The following is a 16,772-nucleotide window of genomic DNA, read 5'->3' as shown; positions in this document are numbered from 1 at the left end:
GGACCGGAGATCTCTCCGGTCCCGCCCCTTCGCCGTACCTGCCGCCCGGGAGGCCGCGAGGGCCGTCCGCCCCCGCCGCCGCCCGGCGTCAGCAGCAGTCCTCGACCACCAGCCCGGTCGGCAGCTCGTCGCCGCCGAACACCGCCACCGTCGCCGGGTCGCCGCCCAGGGCCGCGACCGCCAGCAGCAGCGCTCCCGCCGTCCAGGTGGTGCGCTCCTCCGGCCAGACCGCGTCGTCCTCGAAGACGTACCCCGTCCAGTACGAGCCGTCGGCGTGCCGCAGGTGCTTCTGTATCCAGCGGAGGATCTCCACCGCGCGGTCCGACTCGCCGACCGCCCACAGCGCCATCGCCAGCTCGGCGCTCTCGCCGCCGGTGACCCACGGCCGGTCGCTGACGCAGCGCACGCCGAGGCCGGGGACGACGAAGCGGTCCCAGCCGCCGGCGATCCGCTCCAGCGCGGCCGGGCCGCGCAGCGCGGTGCCGAGCACCGGGTAGTACCAGTCCATCGAGTAGCGGTCCTTGTCCAGGAACCGCTCGGGGTGGTGGGTGACGGCGTGCCCCAGCCGGCCGGCCGCGAGTTCCCAGTCGGGCTGCGGCTCGTCCAGGTAGTCGGCGACGGCCAGTCCGCAGCGCAGCGCGTGCAGGATGCTGGACGAGCCGGTGAGCAGCGCCTCGTCGGTGGCCGTGCCGTGCTCGTCGACCCGCCAGGCGATCGGTCCGCCGGGCAGCCGCTGGGCCACGATGAAGTCCAGCGCGCGCCGGACGGTCGGCCAGATCCGCTCCAGGAAGACGTCGTCGCCGGTGGAGAGGTGGTGGTGCCAGACGCCGACGGCGACGTAGGCGCAGAAGTTGGTCTCCTTGGCCGCGTTGCAGACCGCACCGTCGGCGTGGTCCGGCTGCCCGTAGGCGTAGGCGGCGTACCAGGAGCCGTCCGGGTTCTGGCGCGCGGCCAGCCAGAGGTAGGCGGCCTCGGCGGCGGCGTGCTCGCCGGCGGTGTCCAGGGCCATCGCCGCCTCGGTGTGGTCCCAGGGGTCGAGGTGGTGGCCGCGGAACCACGGGATCGCGCCGTCGGGCTGCTGCTCGGCGAGGATGCTGCGGACGGTGCCGGCGGCCTGTTCGGCGTCGAGCACCCCGTCGAGCAGCAGGGCCTCGGGGACGGCGGCGGTCACCGGGACCCGCCCGGTGCCCGGCCCGCGGCCTTCCGGTGGGGCTTGGACGCGTAGGCGACGAAGCTCTTGCCGATGACGGGGTTGAGCGCCCGCTCGGCGGCCTTGGTGAGGGTGCTGATGACGGGGGTGCCGACGATGTCCCAGACCAGCAGCTGGTGGTAGGCCTTGACCGGCAGCGCCTTGTCGTTGTTCACGCCGACCGCGCACTTGATCCACCAGTACGGCGAGTGCAGCGCGTGCGCGTGGTGGGTGCCGTACGGTTCGAGGCCGGCGTCCTTGAGCCTGTCGAGCAGCTCGTCGCCCCGGTAGATCCGGATGTGGCCGCCCTCGACCTCGTGGTACTCGTCGGACAGCGCCCAGCAGATCTTCTCCGGCAGCCAGCGCGGCACGGTGACGGCGAGCAGACCGCCGGGCCTCAGGACGCGGAACATCTCGGCGAGCACGCCCCTGTCGTCCGGGATGTGCTCCATCACCTCGGAGATGATGACCCTGTCGAAGGAGTCGTCCTCGAACGGCAGGGCGAGCGCGTTGCCCTCCATCGCGACCGCCGACGCGCCCTCCGGCGCCTCACCGGCCTGCTCCATGGCGGCGAACCACTTCCTGACCTCGGCGATCTCCTCGGCGTTCTGGTCGAGGGCGACCACGTCGGCACCGCGCCGGTAGCACTCGAACGCGTGCCGTCCCCCGCCGCAGCCCAGGTCGAGCACCCGGTCGCCGGGGGCGAGCGGGAAGCGCGAGAAATCAACGGTCAGCACTGCGGACTCCCATTCCTTCGTACCAAAGGTTCCTGACGCGGGGCCGGGACAGCGCGGGGTGTTCGGATGCAGGGGACACCCCGGCGCGCACCACCCGGCGCGGGCGCGGCCGCCCCGCCCCCGTCGCAGCCACCGCCACCGTCCCGCGGACGCCGCCGGACCGGGCACCGCCGCCGGGACGCGGGGCGCCGTCCGGCGCACGCCGCCGCCCGGCCGCGGAACGCCCGTCAGGCCACGTAGCGCCAGCCCGGTCCGGAGCGGGCCCGCGCTCCGGTCCCGGTGGCGATCGCGGCCCGGTAGCCCTCGACGGTCAGCTCCGCGGCGCGTTCCCAGGTGAACCGGGCCAGCACCCGCTCCCGGCCCGCCGCACCGAGCCCGGCGCGCAGCTCCGGGTCGTCCAGCAGCCGGCCGAGCGCCGCCGCGAGCGCGTCCGCGTCGCCCGGGGGCACCGCGAGGCAGCTCTCGCCGTCCGGACCGGCGACCTCCGGGATCGCCCCGCCGGTGGTGGCGACCAGCGGGGTACCGGTGGCCATAGCCTCGGCGGCCGGCAGCGAGAAGCCCTCGTACAGCGACGGCACGCAGGCCACCTCGGCCGAGCGGTACAGGTCCACCAGCTCCCGGTCGGTCAGCCCGTGCCGGAACTCGATGTGGCGCTCCAGCCCGAAGGCTCGCACCGCGCGGGCGATCGGCCCGTCGTCCTTCTGCGGCTTGCCGACCACGACCAGGTGCGCGTCCCGTTCGGTGCGGACCTTGGCCAGCGCGCCGACCAGGTGGACCAGACCCTTCAGCGGGACGTCCGCGCTGGAGGTGGTGACGATCCGTCCGGGGACCCGGGCCACCGCGTCGGAGGGGGACCAGAGGCGGGTGTCGGCGCCGATCGGCACCACCGAGACGGTGTGCGGGGCGGCGCCCAGGTGCTCAGCGATCTCGCGCTTGGAGGTGCCGGAGACGGTGATGATGTGGTCCAGCCGGGCCGCGACCCGGCGCTGCATCCGGGTGAAGGCGTACCAGCGGCGCAACGACAGCCGCCTGAGCCGGCCGGTGGCCGCGTCCAGTTCGACCCGGCGGTCCACGGTGACCGGGTGGTGGATCGTGGTGACCAGCGGGAAGCCGAACCGGCCGAGGCCGAGCAGGCCGTAGCCGAGCGTCTGGTTGTCGTGCACGACGTCGTAGCGGCCGCGGTGCCGGGCCAGGTACTGGCGGGCGCGCAGCGAGAAGGTCAGCGGCTCGGGGAAGCCGCCGGTGCGCATGGTGGCGTACTCCAGGACGTCCACCGGTCCCCGGTACTCCTCGCGGGCGGGGGTGCGGAAGGGGTCGTCGGCCCGGTAGAGGTCCAGGCTGGGCAGCTCGACCAGCCGGACCGAGCCGGGGCCCCCGACGTCGTCCAGCACCGGGTACGGCTGGGCTCCGATCACGTCCACGTGGTGACCGAGGCGGGCCAGCTCGCGGGAGAGGTGCCGTACGTACACGCCCTGGCCGCCGCAGAACGGGTCGCCCCGGTAGGAGAGCAGGGCAATCCGCAGCGGCTGCGCGGTCATCGTCGGCCCTCGTCTCTGCTGTCTGTGCTGCCGGTCGGTAAAGTAGATCAGGTTTCAGTGCGGTGTGGAGTTCACCGGCGAGCCTGTGAACAATGAGAGACCTCGAAGATACCGGCCCGTAGCTTGGGCTCAGGATCCAGGGCTGGTGATTCGCGCCACGCCCGGCCGGACCCGCCTCGCCGACCCCGCCCCGCACCCCCGCCCGGCCCCGCCCGACCCCGTCCGGAGCAGCCCCGCCTCTCTCGCGCCCGGGAGCGTCCTTGCCGTCACCACCACCGTCACCGCCGTCCCCCCCGTCGTCCCCGCACCCGCCGGTCCCGGCGCCGTCCGCGCCGCCGGTGGCCGCCCCCGCCCCCGGCGGCGGGCCCGGCGACGCCCCCGGCCCGCAGAACCCGCCGCTCACCGCGCGGCAGGCCGAGCGGCGGCGGCGGATCCTGCGGGCCGCGACCGCGCTGGCGGCGCGCGGCGGGTACGACGCGGTCCAGATGCGGGAGGTCGCGGAGGGCGCCGAGGTGGCCCTGGGCACGCTCTACCGGTACTTCCCGTCCAAGGTGCACCTGCTGGTGGCGGTCATGCTGGAGCAGCTGCACGGCCTCCAGGAACAGGTCCGGCGGCATCCGCCGGCCGAGCCCGACGCGGCGCAGCGGGTCGCCGAGACGCTCACCAGGGCGTTCCACGCGCTGCAGCGCGAGCCGCTGCTGGCCGAGGCGATGGTGCGCGCGCTGTCCTTCGCCGACCGCTCGGTCGGCGCCGAGGTGGAGCAGGTCTCGGCCGCCACCGGCCGGCTCATCCTGGACGCCATCGGCCAGTCCGGGCCGCCCACCGGGGCGCAGCGCGCGGCCGTCCGGGTCATCGAGCACACCTGGCACGCGGCGCTGGTCGCCTGGCTCTCCGGACGCGCCTCGATCGCCGAGGTCCGGGCCGACCTCCACACGGCCGCCCGCCTGCTCACGCTGCCCTGAGGCGCCCCCGGCCCGGCCCCGGGACCGTCGGCGGCCCGCCCGGGAAGCGCCCCGCGCCCCGCCGAACTGGAACCTGTTCTCCATCCGTCCGGTCCGGTCCGCCCGCCCCGGCGGCTAGAGTCGACGGGCAGCACAGCTCCATCCCGCTCCTCCCCCCGGGGGAGCCGGTGCGACTCCGGCGCCGACCCCGCAACCGTGATCCCGCCGGCCCGGCGGACGGGCCGGCCGGAGTGCCCGGGGAGGGGCGAGCGGCCCACGCCGGGCGGACCACCGCCGGGCAACCGTCGAGGACCACGGGACGGCCCGCCCGGGCCGGCACCGCTCATCGAAAGGCACACCTCCGATCATGCTGAACGCCGCCCGCCCGGGCGCCGCCGCCCTGACCGCCGCCCTGGCCGCCGCGCTGCTCGCCGGCACCGCCGCCCCGGCCCTGGCCGACACCCCCGGCGCGACGGCCCCCGGCACCGGTTCGGCTCCCGCCGCCGCGACCCCCGAAGGCCTGTACGGCAAGAGCGATCCCGTCTACGACGGGGTGTGGCGCCAGTCGCTCGCCCTGACCGCCCTGACCGCCGCCAAGGTGACCCCGGCCGACTCGGCGGTCGCCTGGCTCACCGGCCAGCAGTGCGCGGACGGCGGCTGGCCCTCCTACCGGGCCGACGCCTCGGCCGCCTGCGACGCCAGGACGGAGGACAGCAACGCGACCGCCGTCGCCGTCCAGGCGCTGGTCGCCCTCGGCGGGCACCGGGAGGCCGTGGACAAGGGCGTCCAGTGGTTCAGGACCAACCAGAACCCGGACGGCAGCTGGGCCTACAACCCCGGCAACCCGGGCGACGCCAACTCCACCGGCCTGGCCGTCAACGCCCTCCTCGCGGCCGGAACCGACCCGGCGGGCGTCGCCAAGGCCGGGAAGAACGCCTTCGACGGGCTCGCCCTCTTCCAGCTCGGCTGCGCCGCCCCGGCCGACCAGCGCGGCGCCTTCGTCTACCAGCCCGCGCCCGACGGCACCGCCGCCGAGGCCAACGGCCTGGCCAGCGGACAGGCCTCGCTCGCGGCCGCCGGCGGCCGGCTGCCGGTCACCAACACCAACCGCACCGACGCCGCCCCCAAGGCCCTGACCTGCGCGGACGGTGCCACCGGCGCGGTGCCGCGGGCCGACTCCGGCGAGGCGGCGGGCGCCTACCTCGCCACCAGGCTCGCGGCGGGCGAGCAGCACCTGATGCTCACCCTGCCCGGCGCAGCGCCCACCCCCGACTACACGGCCACCGCCTGGGCCGCGCTCGGCCTGGTCCAGGGCGGGCACCCGCAGCAGGCCGCCGGCGCCGTCGACTGGCTGGCCAAGGAGGGCGGCGGCTGGACCAAGGGCGGCACCGACGCCGCCGCCACCGCGACGCTGCTGCTGGTCGCCCAGGCCGCGCAGCGCGACCCGGCCTCGTTCGGCGGGACGGACCTGGTCGGACAGCTGACCGCGCTCGGCCCGGCGCCCCGGGCGACCGGTGCCGCGTCCACCGCGGCTTCCGGACCGGCGAGCGCCTCGGCGCCCGCGAAGAAGGAGAAGGACAGCGACACCGGCAAGTTCTGGATGCTCGGCATCGGCCTGCTGATCGGCATCGGCGGCGGCCTGGTCCTGAGCCTCCAGCGCAAGCGCGGCCCGAAGCTGTGACCGCCCCCGGCCGGGCCCCCCGGCCTGGCCGGGGCCCCGGCGGCACCGACACCGCCGGCACCGGCACCCGGCCCGGGCCGGCCCCCGCCGGCAGCACCGGACCCACGGACCGGGCCACGGAGAGCACCCCCACCACCACCGACACCACCGGGACAGCCCCAGCCCGACCGCTCCCGCCCGACACGGCGGACCCGACCCCCACCCACGGCGCGAGCGCCACACCTGCCGCCGTCCCCGCCGACGCTCGGCGGACCGTGCCCTCGCAGCCGCCGGCGCCACCCCAGCCTCCGCCCGCGGCCCCCTGCGACGAGGACGAGGCGCGGCGGCGGGTACTGCGGGCGGCCGTGCGGTTCATGGCCGGGGTGATCGCCGGGGTGCTGATCCTGCTGGTGCTCGGGGCGGCACCGGCGCAGGCCGCCGGGTACCGGTACTGGTCGTTCTGGCGCTGGTCCGACGGCGGCTGGGCCTACCAGCAGCAGGGCCCGGCCGTGCACGTGCCCGCGGACGGCGCGGTGGAGGGCTGGCGGTTCGCGGTCAGCCCGGACGGCGGACGGGAGGCCGCCCGGCCCGGTGGGGCCGGGGACTTCGCCACCGTCTGCGCCGACACCCCGGCGGAGGGCGGGCGCAAACGGGTGGCCGTGGTCCTGGACTTCGGCGTCGCCGCCGACGCGTCCGCGGGCGAGACCCCGCCCGCTCCGCGCACCGCGTGCGCCGTCGTCGCGCCCCGGGCCAGTTCGGCGGAGGTGCTGGCGACCGTGGCGCCGCCCCTGCGGTACGACGGCAACGGTCTGCTCTGCGCCATCGCCGGCTACCCCCGGGCGGGCTGCGCCGACCGGCTCGGCGCGGGCGGGCGTCCCTCGGACGCCCCGGCCACCCCGTCCGGCACCGCGGCCGCCGGGACCGCCGGGACCGCACCCGGGGCAATCGCGTCCACCGGCACCGCGTCCACCGGCGCGAGCGGCGCCCGGGCATCGACGTCCGGCACCAGCGGCCCCGTCCTCGGCGTGGGCGCCGGCCTGGCGCTCGTCGGCGCCCTCGGAGCGGGTGCCGCCTGGCAGGTACGGCGCCGTCGATGAGGCCCTCACCGCCCGGCCCTGCTGCCCCCAAGCGCCGCAAGCCCCGCCAGAATATGACGACCGGTCTACTGATTCCGGTGCTATGTAGACCGACCGACATATTCCGAATATGCAGACCGGTCTACATAGACCACAACGCTCTCTAGACCGGTCTACATAAAAGCCCCGCCTCCCGCACAGAAAGTCGGCCCGTCCGACTTCCCACTCCAAACCCCCACCCCGAACCACCGACTCCAGAGCCCCACTCCAAACCCCCGCCCCGAACCACCCGCCCCGAACCACCCGCCCCGAACCACCCACCCCGAACCACCCGCCCCGAACCACCCACCCCTTGGACCCCTCACCGTGCCCACACCCCGCGCCGCCCGCCGCCGGCCACCCGCCGGCCCCCGCCACCTGCACCCCGGGGCCTGGTGGCTGTGGGCACTCGGCCTGGGCGCGGCGGCCACCCGCACCACCAACCCACTGATCCTGCTCCTCCTCGCCGCCGTCGCCGGCTACGTCGTCGCCGCCCGGCGGGGCGACGCGCCCTGGTCCCGCTCCTACGGCGCGTTCCTGCGCCTCGGCCTGCTCGTCCTCGGCATCCGCCTCCTGTTCGCCGTCCTCCTCGGCTCGCCCGTGCCCGGCACCCACGTCCTGTTCACCCTCCCCGAAGTCCCGCTCCCCGTCTGGGCGCAGGGCGTGCGGATCGGTGGAAGGGTCACCGCCGAGGGCCTGCTCGCCGCGCTGTACGACGGTCTGCGGCTGGCCACCCTGCTGGTCTGCGTCGGCGCCGCGAACGCCCTCGCCAGTCCGGCCCGCCTGCTCCGCACGCTCCCCGGCGCGCTCTACGAGGCGGGCGTCGCGGTCGTGGTCGCGATGACCTTCGCCCCGAACCTGGTGGCCGACGTGCAGCGCCTGCGCGCCGCCCGTCGGCTGCGCGGGCGCACCGACCGCGGCATCGCCGCCGTGCTGAGCGTCGGAATCCCCGTCCTGGAGGGCGCGCTGGAGCGTTCGGTGGCGCTGGCGGCGGCGATGGACACCCGCGGCTTCGGGCGCACCGCCGCCGTGCCGCGCCGGATCGCCCTGCTCACCGCCGTCCTCACCCTGACCGGTCTGCTCGGCGTCTGCCTGGCGGCCTACGGGCTGCTGACGGCGGGCGGCGGCGGGTGGGCGCTGCCGGTGCTCGCGGTCGGCCTCGCCGCCGCCTTCGCCGGGCTGCTGCTGGGCGGCCGGCGCTCCGTCCGCACGCGCTACCGGCCGGACCCGTGGGCGCTGCCGGAGTGGCTCACCGCCGGCTCCGGGATCGCCGTCGCCGCGGCGACGACCTGGCTCGCCTCCCTCGACCCGCTCGCGTTCGCCCCCACCGTGGTCCCGCCGACCGCGCCCGTCCTGCCGGTCGCCGCCGCCGTGGCCGTGCTCCTCGGTCTGGTCCCCGCCTTCGCGGCCCCGCCCCCACCGGTCACCACCGGCACCGCCCCGGCCGCCCACGCACCGGACACCACCACCCCAGCCACCGCGACCACCCCCTCCCCCGACGTCCTCACCCCCGACACCGCGACGCCGAACCCCCGCCCCTCGACCCCCGGCCCGACCGCCCCCCGGAGGACCTCGTGATCACCTTCGAGCAGGTCGGCGTCCAGTACGCCGACACCGCGACCCCGACCCTCCGCGGCGTCGACCTGACCGTCCCCGAGGGCGAACTCTGCCTGCTCGTCGGCCCCTCGGGCTCCGGCAAGTCCACCCTGCTGGGCACGGTCAGCGGCCTCGTCCCGCACTTCACCGGCGGCGTGCTGCACGGCCGGGTCACCGTCGGCGGGCGCGACACCCGCGAGCACCGCCCGCGCGAACTCGCCGATCTGGTCGGCACAGTGGGCCAGGACCCGCGCGCGCACTTCGTCACCGACACCGTCGAGGACGAACTCGCCTACGGCATGGAGTCGCTGGGCCTGCCGCCGGACGTGATGCGCCGCCGCGTCGAGGAGACCCTCGACCTGCTGGGCCTGGCCGACCTTCGGCGGCGCGCGCTCACCACCCTCTCCGGCGGCCAGCAGCAGCGCGTCGCCATCGGCTCGGTGCTCACCGTCCACCCGCGCGTACTGGTCCTCGACGAGCCCACCTCCGCGCTCGACCCGGGCGCCGCCGAGGAGGTGCTGGCCGTGCTCCAGCGGCTGGTCCACGACCTGGGCACCACCGTGCTGATGGCCGAGCACCGGCTGGAGCGGGTGATCCAGTACGCCGACCGGGTGCTGCTGCTGACCCCCGGCGCCCCACCGGTCCTCGGTGAGCCGGCCGAGGTGATGGCGCACTCACCGGTGCACCCGCCGGTGGTCGGGCTCGGACGGCTGGCCGGGTGGCGCCCGCTGCCGCTGACCGTCCGCGACGCCCGCCGCCGGGCCGGCGGCCTCCGCGCCCGCCTGGAGGGCCACCACCCGCCCGCCGCACCCGCCAGGCCCACCGCGGCACCCACCCCACCAGCCACGGCACCCACCGCACCGCCCACCGCCCCGCTCGCCGACGCCTCCCGCCTGGTGGTGCGCCGCGGCCCCGTCCCCGCCCTGCGCGGCGTCGACCTCACCCTCCACCCGGGCGTCGTCACCGCCCTCATGGGACGCAACGGCGCCGGCAAGTCCACCCTGCTCGGCACCCTGGTCGGCCTGCACGCGCCCGCGTCCGGCTCCGTCACCGTCGGCGGCCGCGTCCCGCACCGCACCCGGCCCGCCGAACTGATCCGCCACGTCGGCCTGGTCCCCCAGGACCCGCGCGACCTGCTCTACGGCGAGAGCGTCGCCGCCGAGTGCGCCTCCGCCGACCGCGACGCGGACGCCGCCCCCGGCACCTGCCGCGCCCTGGTCGAACGCCTGCTGCCCGGCCTCGACGACGACGCCCACCCGCGCGACCTCTCCGAGGGCCAGCGCCTCACCCTCGCCCTCGCGGTGGTGCTGACCGCCCGGCCGCCGCTGATCCTGCTCGACGAGCCCACCCGGGGCCTCGACTACGCCGCGAAGGCCCGGCTCGTCGAGATCCTGCGCGGCCTCGCCGCCGACGGCCACGCCGTCCTCCTCGCCACCCACGATGTCGAGCTGGCCGCCGAACTCGCCGACCGCACGGCCGTCCTGGCCGACGGCGAGATCGTCGCGGACGGCCCGACGCCCGACGTGGTGCTCGGCTCGCCGGCGTTCGCCCCACAGGTCGCCAAGATCCTCGCGCCGGGCCCCTGGCTCACCGTCCACCAGGTCGCCCGGGCCCTCGACCGGATCGGGCCGGACGCGTGACCCCGGTGTCCCGGCTCGCCCGACCGGTCCGGCTCGGCCGCCGCTCGGTCGCCGCGCTGACCCTGACCTCCCTGGTCGGCGCGGCCGGCTTCGGCTGGCCGCTGCTCGCCTCCACCGGGTCGGCCCTGGTCGGCCACGCGGCCGACGCCCCCTGGCTGTTCGCCCTGCTCCTGCCTCTGTTGCTGGCCGTCGTCGTCGCCCAGATCTCCGAGGGCCGCGCGGCGGGCGGCGGCGCCCCCGGCCTGGACGCCAAGTCGGTGGCGCTCCTAGGCGTGCTGGCCGCCACCGGGGCCGCCCTGCGGCCGCTCGGCGCGGGCACCGCCGGCCTGGAGCCGATGTTCTTCCTGATGGTGCTGTCCGGCCGGGTGCTCGGGCCGGGCTTCGGCTTCGTGCTCGGCGCGCTGTCGATGTTCGCCTCCGCCCTGCTGACCGGCGGCGTCGGCCCCTGGCTGCCGTTCCAGATGCTCGCCATGGGCTGGGTGAGCCTCGGCGCGGGCCTCCTGCCCGGTCCGGCCCGGCTGCGCGGCCGTCGCGAGCTCGTCCTCCTCGCCGGCTACGGAGCCGTCGCCTCGCTCCTCTACGGCGTGGTGATGAACCTCCAGGGCTGGCCCTACATCGCGGGCCTCGCGAGTTCGGTCTCCTTCGTCCCCGGCGATCCGCTCCCCGACAACCTGGTCCGCTTCGCCGTCTACTGCCTCACCACCTCGCTCGGCTGGGACCTGCCGCGCGCCGCCCTCACCGTGGTCCTCTGCCTCGCTCTCGGCACGCCCGTCCTGCGCGCCCTGCGCCGGGCCACCCGCCGCGCCGCCTTCGCCGCCCCGGTCGCCTTCCGACCGCCCACGCCCGCACCCGCACCGGGCGCCCTTCCCCCGACCGACGCCGCGCCACCCGCCGACACCACCCCCACACCCCCGCCCCCACCGCAGGCCGCGCCCCGGCCACCCGACTGAGCCGGGAGACACCCACCCGACCTATGACCCGCCGCACACCGCCCGCACCCATTGGAACGGCACCCACCGGAACGGCGCGCCCCGGACCACCGCGGTCCGGGGCGCGCCGCACGGCACGGGTGGGTCAGGCCTTGGGGCCGGCGGCCTGGACGACGTCGAACGACCAGAGGGTGGAGCCCGTGGCCGCGGGACGCTGCGGGGCCTCGCCGTCGGCCGGGGCCGGACGGTGGGCGGCCTGCATCGGACCGGCCAGCCAGGCCTGGAAGGACTCCTCGTCGCGCCAGCGGGTGTAGACGAGGTACTGGTCGGTCCCCTCGACCGGGCGGAGCAGCTCGAAGTACTCGAAGCCGTCGGAGTTCTCCACCGCGCCGGCCCGGGCCGCGAAGCGCTTCTCCAACTGCTCCCGCTGCTCAGCGGGGACGGTCAGGACATTGATCTTGACGACGGACACGCCGTTCCTCCTCGGATCGAGTAACTGGGAGGCAGTCTGCTACACCTCACACGGTCCACGGCGGGGAGACCCGGTCACCGGTGTCCAGGTTGTGGGCCGTCGACGGCGCCGGGGAGGCGACCACGGCGCCGAAGCCGTCGTCACTGCGGACCCGGCGCGGAACCCCGGCCGGGAGGACGAGGGTGTCGCCCGCGCCGAGGGTGAGCTCCTCCCCGTCGAGGTCGACGACGGCGGAGCCGCTGAGGAAGGTCCACACCTGCTCGGTGTCCATCGCGTGCCGGGGGCCGGCGTGGGCGCCCGCCATCTCCACCCGCCACATCGCGAGGCCGGTGCCGCCCTGGGTCGGCGAAGCGAAGGTGGTCATGACGGCGTTGGGGGTCTCGGTGCGGCGGGCGTCGGTGCGGCGGATGACGGACAAGGGCGGATCACTCCCCTAAAGTGGTCAATGAGGTTGTCCATATAGTCAACAAGGTTGTCCATCATGTCAAGAGAAGACCGGGCGCCGGGGTACGAGCTGCCACTGCGCCTGCTGTTCGCGTTCCGGCTGATCATCGACGAGCTGCACGAGCGCATCGGCCACGAGGGCCACCCCGACCTGCGGCCGATGCACGGATTCGTGTTCCAGGCGATCGGGCCGGACGGCACCACCGCCGTCGAGCTCGGCCGACGGCTAGGGGTGTCCAAGCAGGCGGCCGGCAAGACCGTCGAGCAGCTCGAACGGCTCGGCTACGTCGAACGGGGCGGCGATCCGGCGGACGCCCGGCGGAAGGTGGTCCGGCTGACCGAGCGCGGGACGGACTCCCTGGTGCGGTCGGCCAGGATCTTCGAGGAGCTGCGGGAGGAGTGGGCCGAACGGCTCGGCGGCGAGGAGCGGCTGCGCGAACTGGAGGACGCGCTGCGCGAACTGGCCCCCGGCAACCCCTTCCGCCTGGACACGCCCCGCTGGTTCGGAGCGCCGTGAGAACCGTCGTGAAACCGTCGTGAAGCCACTGGGGGCCATCGGGAGACCGCCGGCGGCGGCCCCACACGTCCACGCGGCACCACCCCGGACGACAGGACGACAGGACGACCGGGCTAACGGGCTAACGGGCCACCGGGCTACCGGGCTACCGGGCTACCGGGCCACCGAGGAGACAGGACGCCGAGGAGACAAGGACACGAGAACACAAAGAAAGAAGGAGAGAGATCGTCAGAACGACCGCCCCTCACCCCGGTACGGCGGCTCGGGCCCGACCGGGTCGGGGCGGTCCCGGCGGTCGGAGCAGAGCGAGGACGCCAGCCGGGTGAGCAGCTCGGCGAGGTCGTCGAACTGCTTCTCGTCCCAGTCGCCGAGGAGTTCGGCGAGCTGTGCCCGGCGGGCGGCCACCAGCCGCACCGCCGCCGCCTCGCCCGGCTCGGTGAGCCGCAGCGGCAGGCCGCCGGTGCGGGCGGCCAGGCCGCGGCCCTCCACCTCGCGCACCGCCTCGTCCACCACCGCGAAGGGCACGATCCGCTGCTCCGCCAGCTCGCCGGGGTCCACCGAGCCGTGCTGGTGCATCCGGAGCAGCAGCCAGCTGGACGCGGGCTTGAGGTCGAGGCCGGCCCCGGCGGTGATCCGTTTGAACAGGTCGCGGCGCGCCTCCCGGGTGCTGAGCACCGACAGGGCCCGGCTGATCTCGTCCAGCGAGCTGCGCTCCACCGGGTTGAGGCCGATCGCCTCGCCGAGGTCGGGGGCGGTCACGGTGCTCCGCAGCTTCTGCTCCCGCAGGAAGAGCGAGAGGACGAAGGCAACCACGGCCACCGGCACCGCGTAGAGGAAGACCCGGGTGATCGACTCGGCGTAGGCGTGCAGGATCCCGGCCTGGGCGGCGGCGGGCAGTTGCTCGATGACGCGCGGGTCGGCGGTGATCGCCCCGGGGCTGAAGCCGGGCGGCAGCGGGACGCCGGCCAGGGCCGCGCCCAGCCGGTCGTTCAGGCCGGTGGCGAAGACGGTACCGAACACGGAGACGCCGAAGGAGGCGCCGATGGAGCGGAAGAAGGTGGCACCGGCGGTGGCGACGCCGAGGTCCTCGTAGCCGACCGAGTTCTGGACGATCAGCACCAGCACCTGCATCACCAGGCCCAGCCCGAGGCCGAACACCAGGAAGTAGCAGCTCATCTCGAAGGTGCTGCTGTTCTCGTCGAGCCGGGAGAGCAGCAGCAGACCGACGACGGTGACGGCCGTACCGGCGATCGGGAAGACACGGTAGTGACCGGTGCGGGAGACGATCTGACCGGAGCCGATCGAAGTGGCCAGCATGCCGATCACCATCGGCAGCATGTGGATGCCGGACTCGGTCGGCGACACCTTCATGACGACCTGGAGGAAGGTCGGCAGGTAGGTGAGCGCCCCGAACATCGCGAAGCCCACCACGAAGGAGATGACGGCCACCAGGCTGAACGTCCGGGAGCGGAACAGCCGCAGCGGCAGCACGGGTTCGGCCGCGGTCCGCTCCACCAGGACGAAGGCGACCAGCAGGACCAGCCCGAGCACGCCCAGGCCGATGATCTGCCAGGAGCCCCAGGCCCAGGTCGTGCCGCCGAGCGAGGTCATGAGCACCAGACAGGTGGCCACCGACGCGATCAGCACCGTGCCCGGGTAGTCGATCCGGTGCCGCCGCCGCGCCTCCGCCCCGCGCAGGGCCACCGCGATCACCGCGAGCGCGACCGCCCCGATCGGCAGGTTGATGTAGAAGACCCAGCGCCAGCTCAGGTTGTCGACGAAGAGGCCGCCGAGCAGCGGGCCGAGCACGCTGGTGACGCCGAAGACCGCACCGAAGTAGCCCTGGTACTTGCCGCGGTCCCGGGGGGAGACGAGGTCCCCGACGATGGCCTGGGAGAGCACCATCAGCCCGCCGCCGCCCAGGCCCTGGACGGCACGGAAGGCGATCAGCTCGCCCATGTTCTGGGCGATGCCGCACAGCACCGAGCCCAGCAGGAAGATCACGATGGAGGTCTGGAAGAAGACCTTCCGGCCGTACATGTCGCCGAGCTTGCCCCAGAGCGGGGTGGCCGCGGTGGAGGCGAGCATGTAGGCGGTGACCACCCAGGAGAGGTGCTCCAGGCCGCCGAGGTCGCTGACGATGGTGGGCAGGGCGGTGGAGACGATGGTCTGGTCGAGCGCGGCGAGCAGCATCGCCAGCAGCAGTGCGCCGATCGGCAGCCACAGACCGCCGGCGGCGGCCCCGGGCGGCCCCGCCCCGCCCGCCGGCCCCCGCTCGGACGCGGCGATCGGATCCGTCATGGCGTCTCCGTATCCCTAGCAGATCGGCGGATGATCACTCCCGACTCACCATGCTGTCAGAAATGCACCGATTTGCGCGTTCTGATTGAGCCGAACGCAGGCACGGTCACCGTACGGACGTTCCCGTCCGCACACCGGCCGTTCACCGGTTCCCAATCCCCACCAACCGTCACAAGGCCCCCACACCGGGCCGGACGCCCCTGTCCCCCCTCAGGGACGTCCTGCATAATCAGGCCCGTCCCCCGCCTGAACACGAGTCCGACCGACCGCTCCGCCCGAGCACGCGTCCGAGACCGCGACCGACCGAGAACCCGAGGAGGGCCGGCCGATGCCGGACCAGCACTGCCCGACGTGCGGCGCCGCACGCTCCACCGGGTGCGGCTGCCTCCCCCCGGACCGCAGCCTCGACGAGACCACCGTGCTGCCGCACATGGAGGGCCCGCCCCTGGTCCGCCCGTACGTGCCGCAGGCCCTCGGCCGGATCGCGGAGGCTCCCGCGGGCCCGGACGCGCACCCGGCGGACCCCCGGGGTGCCCGCACCGGCGCACCGGGCTCGGGCCCGGCCCACCCCGCTCCGGAGGCCCCCGGACGACCCGCCGCGGCCGGCCCGCCGCCGGTGCCGCCGGCCGGTGCCGTCCCCGTCCCCCCGGTCGCGCGCCCCTCGGCGCCCCCACTGGGGCCGGACGCCGACGCCTACGCGACCACCGTGCTGCCGCCCATCGTCTCCGGCCCGCGGTTCCCCCCGCAGCCGCCGCACGGCGCACCGCCCGCCCCGCCGTCCGACCAGCCCCACGAGCAGTCCCCCGAGCAGTCCCCCGAGCAGCCTTACGACCCGCCGGGCGCCCTTGCGGCGGCCCCCGGGCCGTCCGTCTCCCCCGCCGGGGAGGAGCTCGGCGTCTTCCCGTTCACGCCCGGCGGCGGAGCCGGCGGCCGGGCCGCCCGGCGCGCGGCGGAGCAGGAGGACGACCGCGGCCCGCTCGCCCGCCGCAAGGGCCTGCTGATCGCCGCCGGCGCCGGCCTGCTGGCGCTCACCGTGGGCCTCGCCTACGCGGTCACCCCGTCCTCCGGACCCGACGACCGGGCCGCTCCCGCGCCGACCGGCACCCTCGCCCCCGCGCCGGTGATGCCGACCACCCCGGCCCCGCCGAGCCCCAGCGCGCCGCCGCCCGCGGAGGAGACTCCGACGCCGACGCCCACCCGGACGACCGCCAGGGCGACGCCGACCCGGCCGGCGACCGCGACCCAGCCCCCGGCGGCACCGACCGCTCCCGTGACGGCCGCGCCACCCGCGGCGGTGACGGACCCGGCCGCCACCGCGCCGCCCGCGCCCCCGGCCCCGTCGGCCCCCGCCACCCAGGCCCCCACCACGGCCCCCACCACGGCGCCGCCCACCCAGAGCGCCACGCCGACCCCGGACCCGGCCCCCACGATCCGCACCCTGGAGTACGGCATGGAGGGGCCGGACGTCCTGGCGCTCCAGCGGAAGCTCAACGTCGTGATCTGCTGGGAGAAGGTGCCCCCGACGGGCAAGTACGACGACCGCACCAGGCTGATCGTCACGTACTTCCAGGACATCAACGTCGTCCGGGGCGACACCCGCGGCGTCTACGGCCCGAACACCCGCACCGCGCTGGAGCGGCGCAACAGCTGCTGAACGGACGGGGGCGGGGCGCGCCGACCGCGGTACGGCCGG

14 protein-coding genes are annotated in these 16,772 nt (G+C 75.8%); 8 read left to right on the top strand and 6 right to left on the bottom strand.

Annotated elements, in window-relative coordinates; genetic code table 11:
* Positions 1–88: 88 nt before the first annotated feature.
* The 3 genes from ACFCX4_RS24135 to ACFCX4_RS24125 all read right to left on the bottom strand — a co-directional run bounded on the left by ACFCX4_RS24135 (position 89) and on the right by ACFCX4_RS24125 (position 3,464).
* Positions 89–1,171 carry a prenyltransferase gene (locus tag ACFCX4_RS24135; protein WP_376145881.1) on the bottom strand — a complete coding sequence of 361 codons (1,083 nt, stop codon included), beginning with the start codon at positions 1,169–1,171 and terminating at the stop codon, positions 89–91.
* Positions 1,168–1,926, bottom strand: coding sequence for a class I SAM-dependent methyltransferase (locus ACFCX4_RS24130; protein WP_376145879.1), 759 nt, complete (start codon positions 1,924–1,926; stop codon positions 1,168–1,170). Before ACFCX4_RS24130 ends, ACFCX4_RS24135 begins: the two co-directional genes overlap by 4 nt.
* A 227-nt stretch (positions 1,927–2,153) precedes the next feature.
* On the bottom strand, positions 2,154–3,464 hold the full coding sequence (locus ACFCX4_RS24125; RefSeq protein WP_376145876.1) for a glycosyltransferase family 4 protein: 1,311 nt from the start codon (positions 3,462–3,464) through the stop codon (positions 2,154–2,156).
* Between the two features lie 338 nt (positions 3,465–3,802).
* On the opposite strand from ACFCX4_RS24125, the gene ACFCX4_RS24120 reads away from it, so the two are divergent.
* The 6 genes from ACFCX4_RS24120 to ACFCX4_RS24095 all read left to right on the top strand — a co-directional run bounded on the left by ACFCX4_RS24120 (position 3,803) and on the right by ACFCX4_RS24095 (position 11,366).
* Positions 3,803–4,426 (top strand): TetR family transcriptional regulator, encoded by a 624-nt coding sequence (locus ACFCX4_RS24120; protein WP_376145873.1) that lies wholly within the window; start codon positions 3,803–3,805, stop codon positions 4,424–4,426.
* Between the two features lie 346 nt (positions 4,427–4,772).
* Positions 4,773–6,086, top strand: a complete 1,314-nt coding sequence (locus ACFCX4_RS24115) for a prenyltransferase/squalene oxidase repeat-containing protein (protein ID WP_376145870.1) — start codon at positions 4,773–4,775, stop codon at positions 6,084–6,086.
* A 254-nt stretch (positions 6,087–6,340) separates the two neighbouring features.
* Positions 6,341–7,162: an SCO2322 family protein gene (locus ACFCX4_RS24110; protein WP_376145867.1), complete on the top strand. Its 822-nt coding sequence runs from the start codon at positions 6,341–6,343 to the stop codon at positions 7,160–7,162.
* Between the two features lie 345 nt (positions 7,163–7,507).
* Positions 7,508–8,758 carry a CbiQ family ECF transporter T component gene (locus ACFCX4_RS24105; protein ID WP_376145864.1) on the top strand — a complete coding sequence of 417 codons (1,251 nt, stop codon included), beginning with the start codon at positions 7,508–7,510 and terminating at the stop codon, positions 8,756–8,758.
* Positions 8,755–10,416 carry an ABC transporter ATP-binding protein gene (locus tag ACFCX4_RS24100; protein WP_376145861.1) on the top strand — a complete coding sequence of 554 codons (1,662 nt, stop codon included), beginning with the start codon at positions 8,755–8,757 and terminating at the stop codon, positions 10,414–10,416. Before ACFCX4_RS24105 ends, ACFCX4_RS24100 begins: the two co-directional genes overlap by 4 nt.
* Positions 10,413–11,366: an ECF transporter S component gene (locus ACFCX4_RS24095; RefSeq protein ID WP_376145858.1), complete on the top strand. Its 954-nt coding sequence runs from the start codon at positions 10,413–10,415 to the stop codon at positions 11,364–11,366. Before ACFCX4_RS24100 ends, ACFCX4_RS24095 begins: the two co-directional genes overlap by 4 nt.
* 124 nt (positions 11,367–11,490) lie before the next feature.
* On the opposite strand, the gene ACFCX4_RS24090 is transcribed toward ACFCX4_RS24095, so the two are convergent.
* Both ACFCX4_RS24090 and ACFCX4_RS24085 read right to left on the bottom strand, forming a co-directional pair.
* The gene (locus tag ACFCX4_RS24090; protein WP_376145855.1) at positions 11,491–11,817 is read right to left on the bottom strand and encodes an antibiotic biosynthesis monooxygenase family protein; all 327 of its coding nucleotides are present in this window, start codon (positions 11,815–11,817) and stop codon (positions 11,491–11,493) included.
* Between the two features lie 46 nt (positions 11,818–11,863).
* Positions 11,864–12,235, bottom strand: a complete 372-nt coding sequence (locus ACFCX4_RS24085) for a cupin domain-containing protein (RefSeq protein ID WP_376145852.1) — start codon at positions 12,233–12,235, stop codon at positions 11,864–11,866.
* A gap of 63 nt (positions 12,236–12,298) precedes the next feature.
* On the opposite strand from ACFCX4_RS24085, the gene ACFCX4_RS24080 reads away from it, so the two are divergent.
* The gene (locus ACFCX4_RS24080) at positions 12,299–12,778 is read left to right on the top strand and encodes a MarR family winged helix-turn-helix transcriptional regulator (RefSeq protein ID WP_376145849.1); all 480 of its coding nucleotides are present in this window, start codon (positions 12,299–12,301) and stop codon (positions 12,776–12,778) included.
* A gap of 228 nt (positions 12,779–13,006) precedes the next feature.
* On the opposite strand, the gene ACFCX4_RS24075 is transcribed toward ACFCX4_RS24080, so the two are convergent.
* Positions 13,007–15,079: a DHA2 family efflux MFS transporter permease subunit gene (locus ACFCX4_RS24075; RefSeq protein WP_376145846.1), complete on the bottom strand. Its 2,073-nt coding sequence runs from the start codon at positions 15,077–15,079 to the stop codon at positions 13,007–13,009.
* Between the two features lie 328 nt (positions 15,080–15,407).
* Here ACFCX4_RS24075 and ACFCX4_RS24070 point away from each other — a divergent pair, with 328 nt between their 5' ends.
* Positions 15,408–16,733 (top strand): hypothetical protein, encoded by a 1,326-nt coding sequence (locus tag ACFCX4_RS24070; RefSeq protein WP_376145844.1) that lies wholly within the window; start codon positions 15,408–15,410, stop codon positions 16,731–16,733.
* Positions 16,734–16,772 lie beyond the last annotated feature (39 nt).

Source organism: Kitasatospora sp. NPDC056327, from assembly GCF_042261735.1.
Lineage (GTDB): Bacteria > Actinomycetota > Actinomycetes > Streptomycetales > Streptomycetaceae > Kitasatospora.
This window is presented reverse-complemented; position numbering and strand designations above follow the sequence as displayed.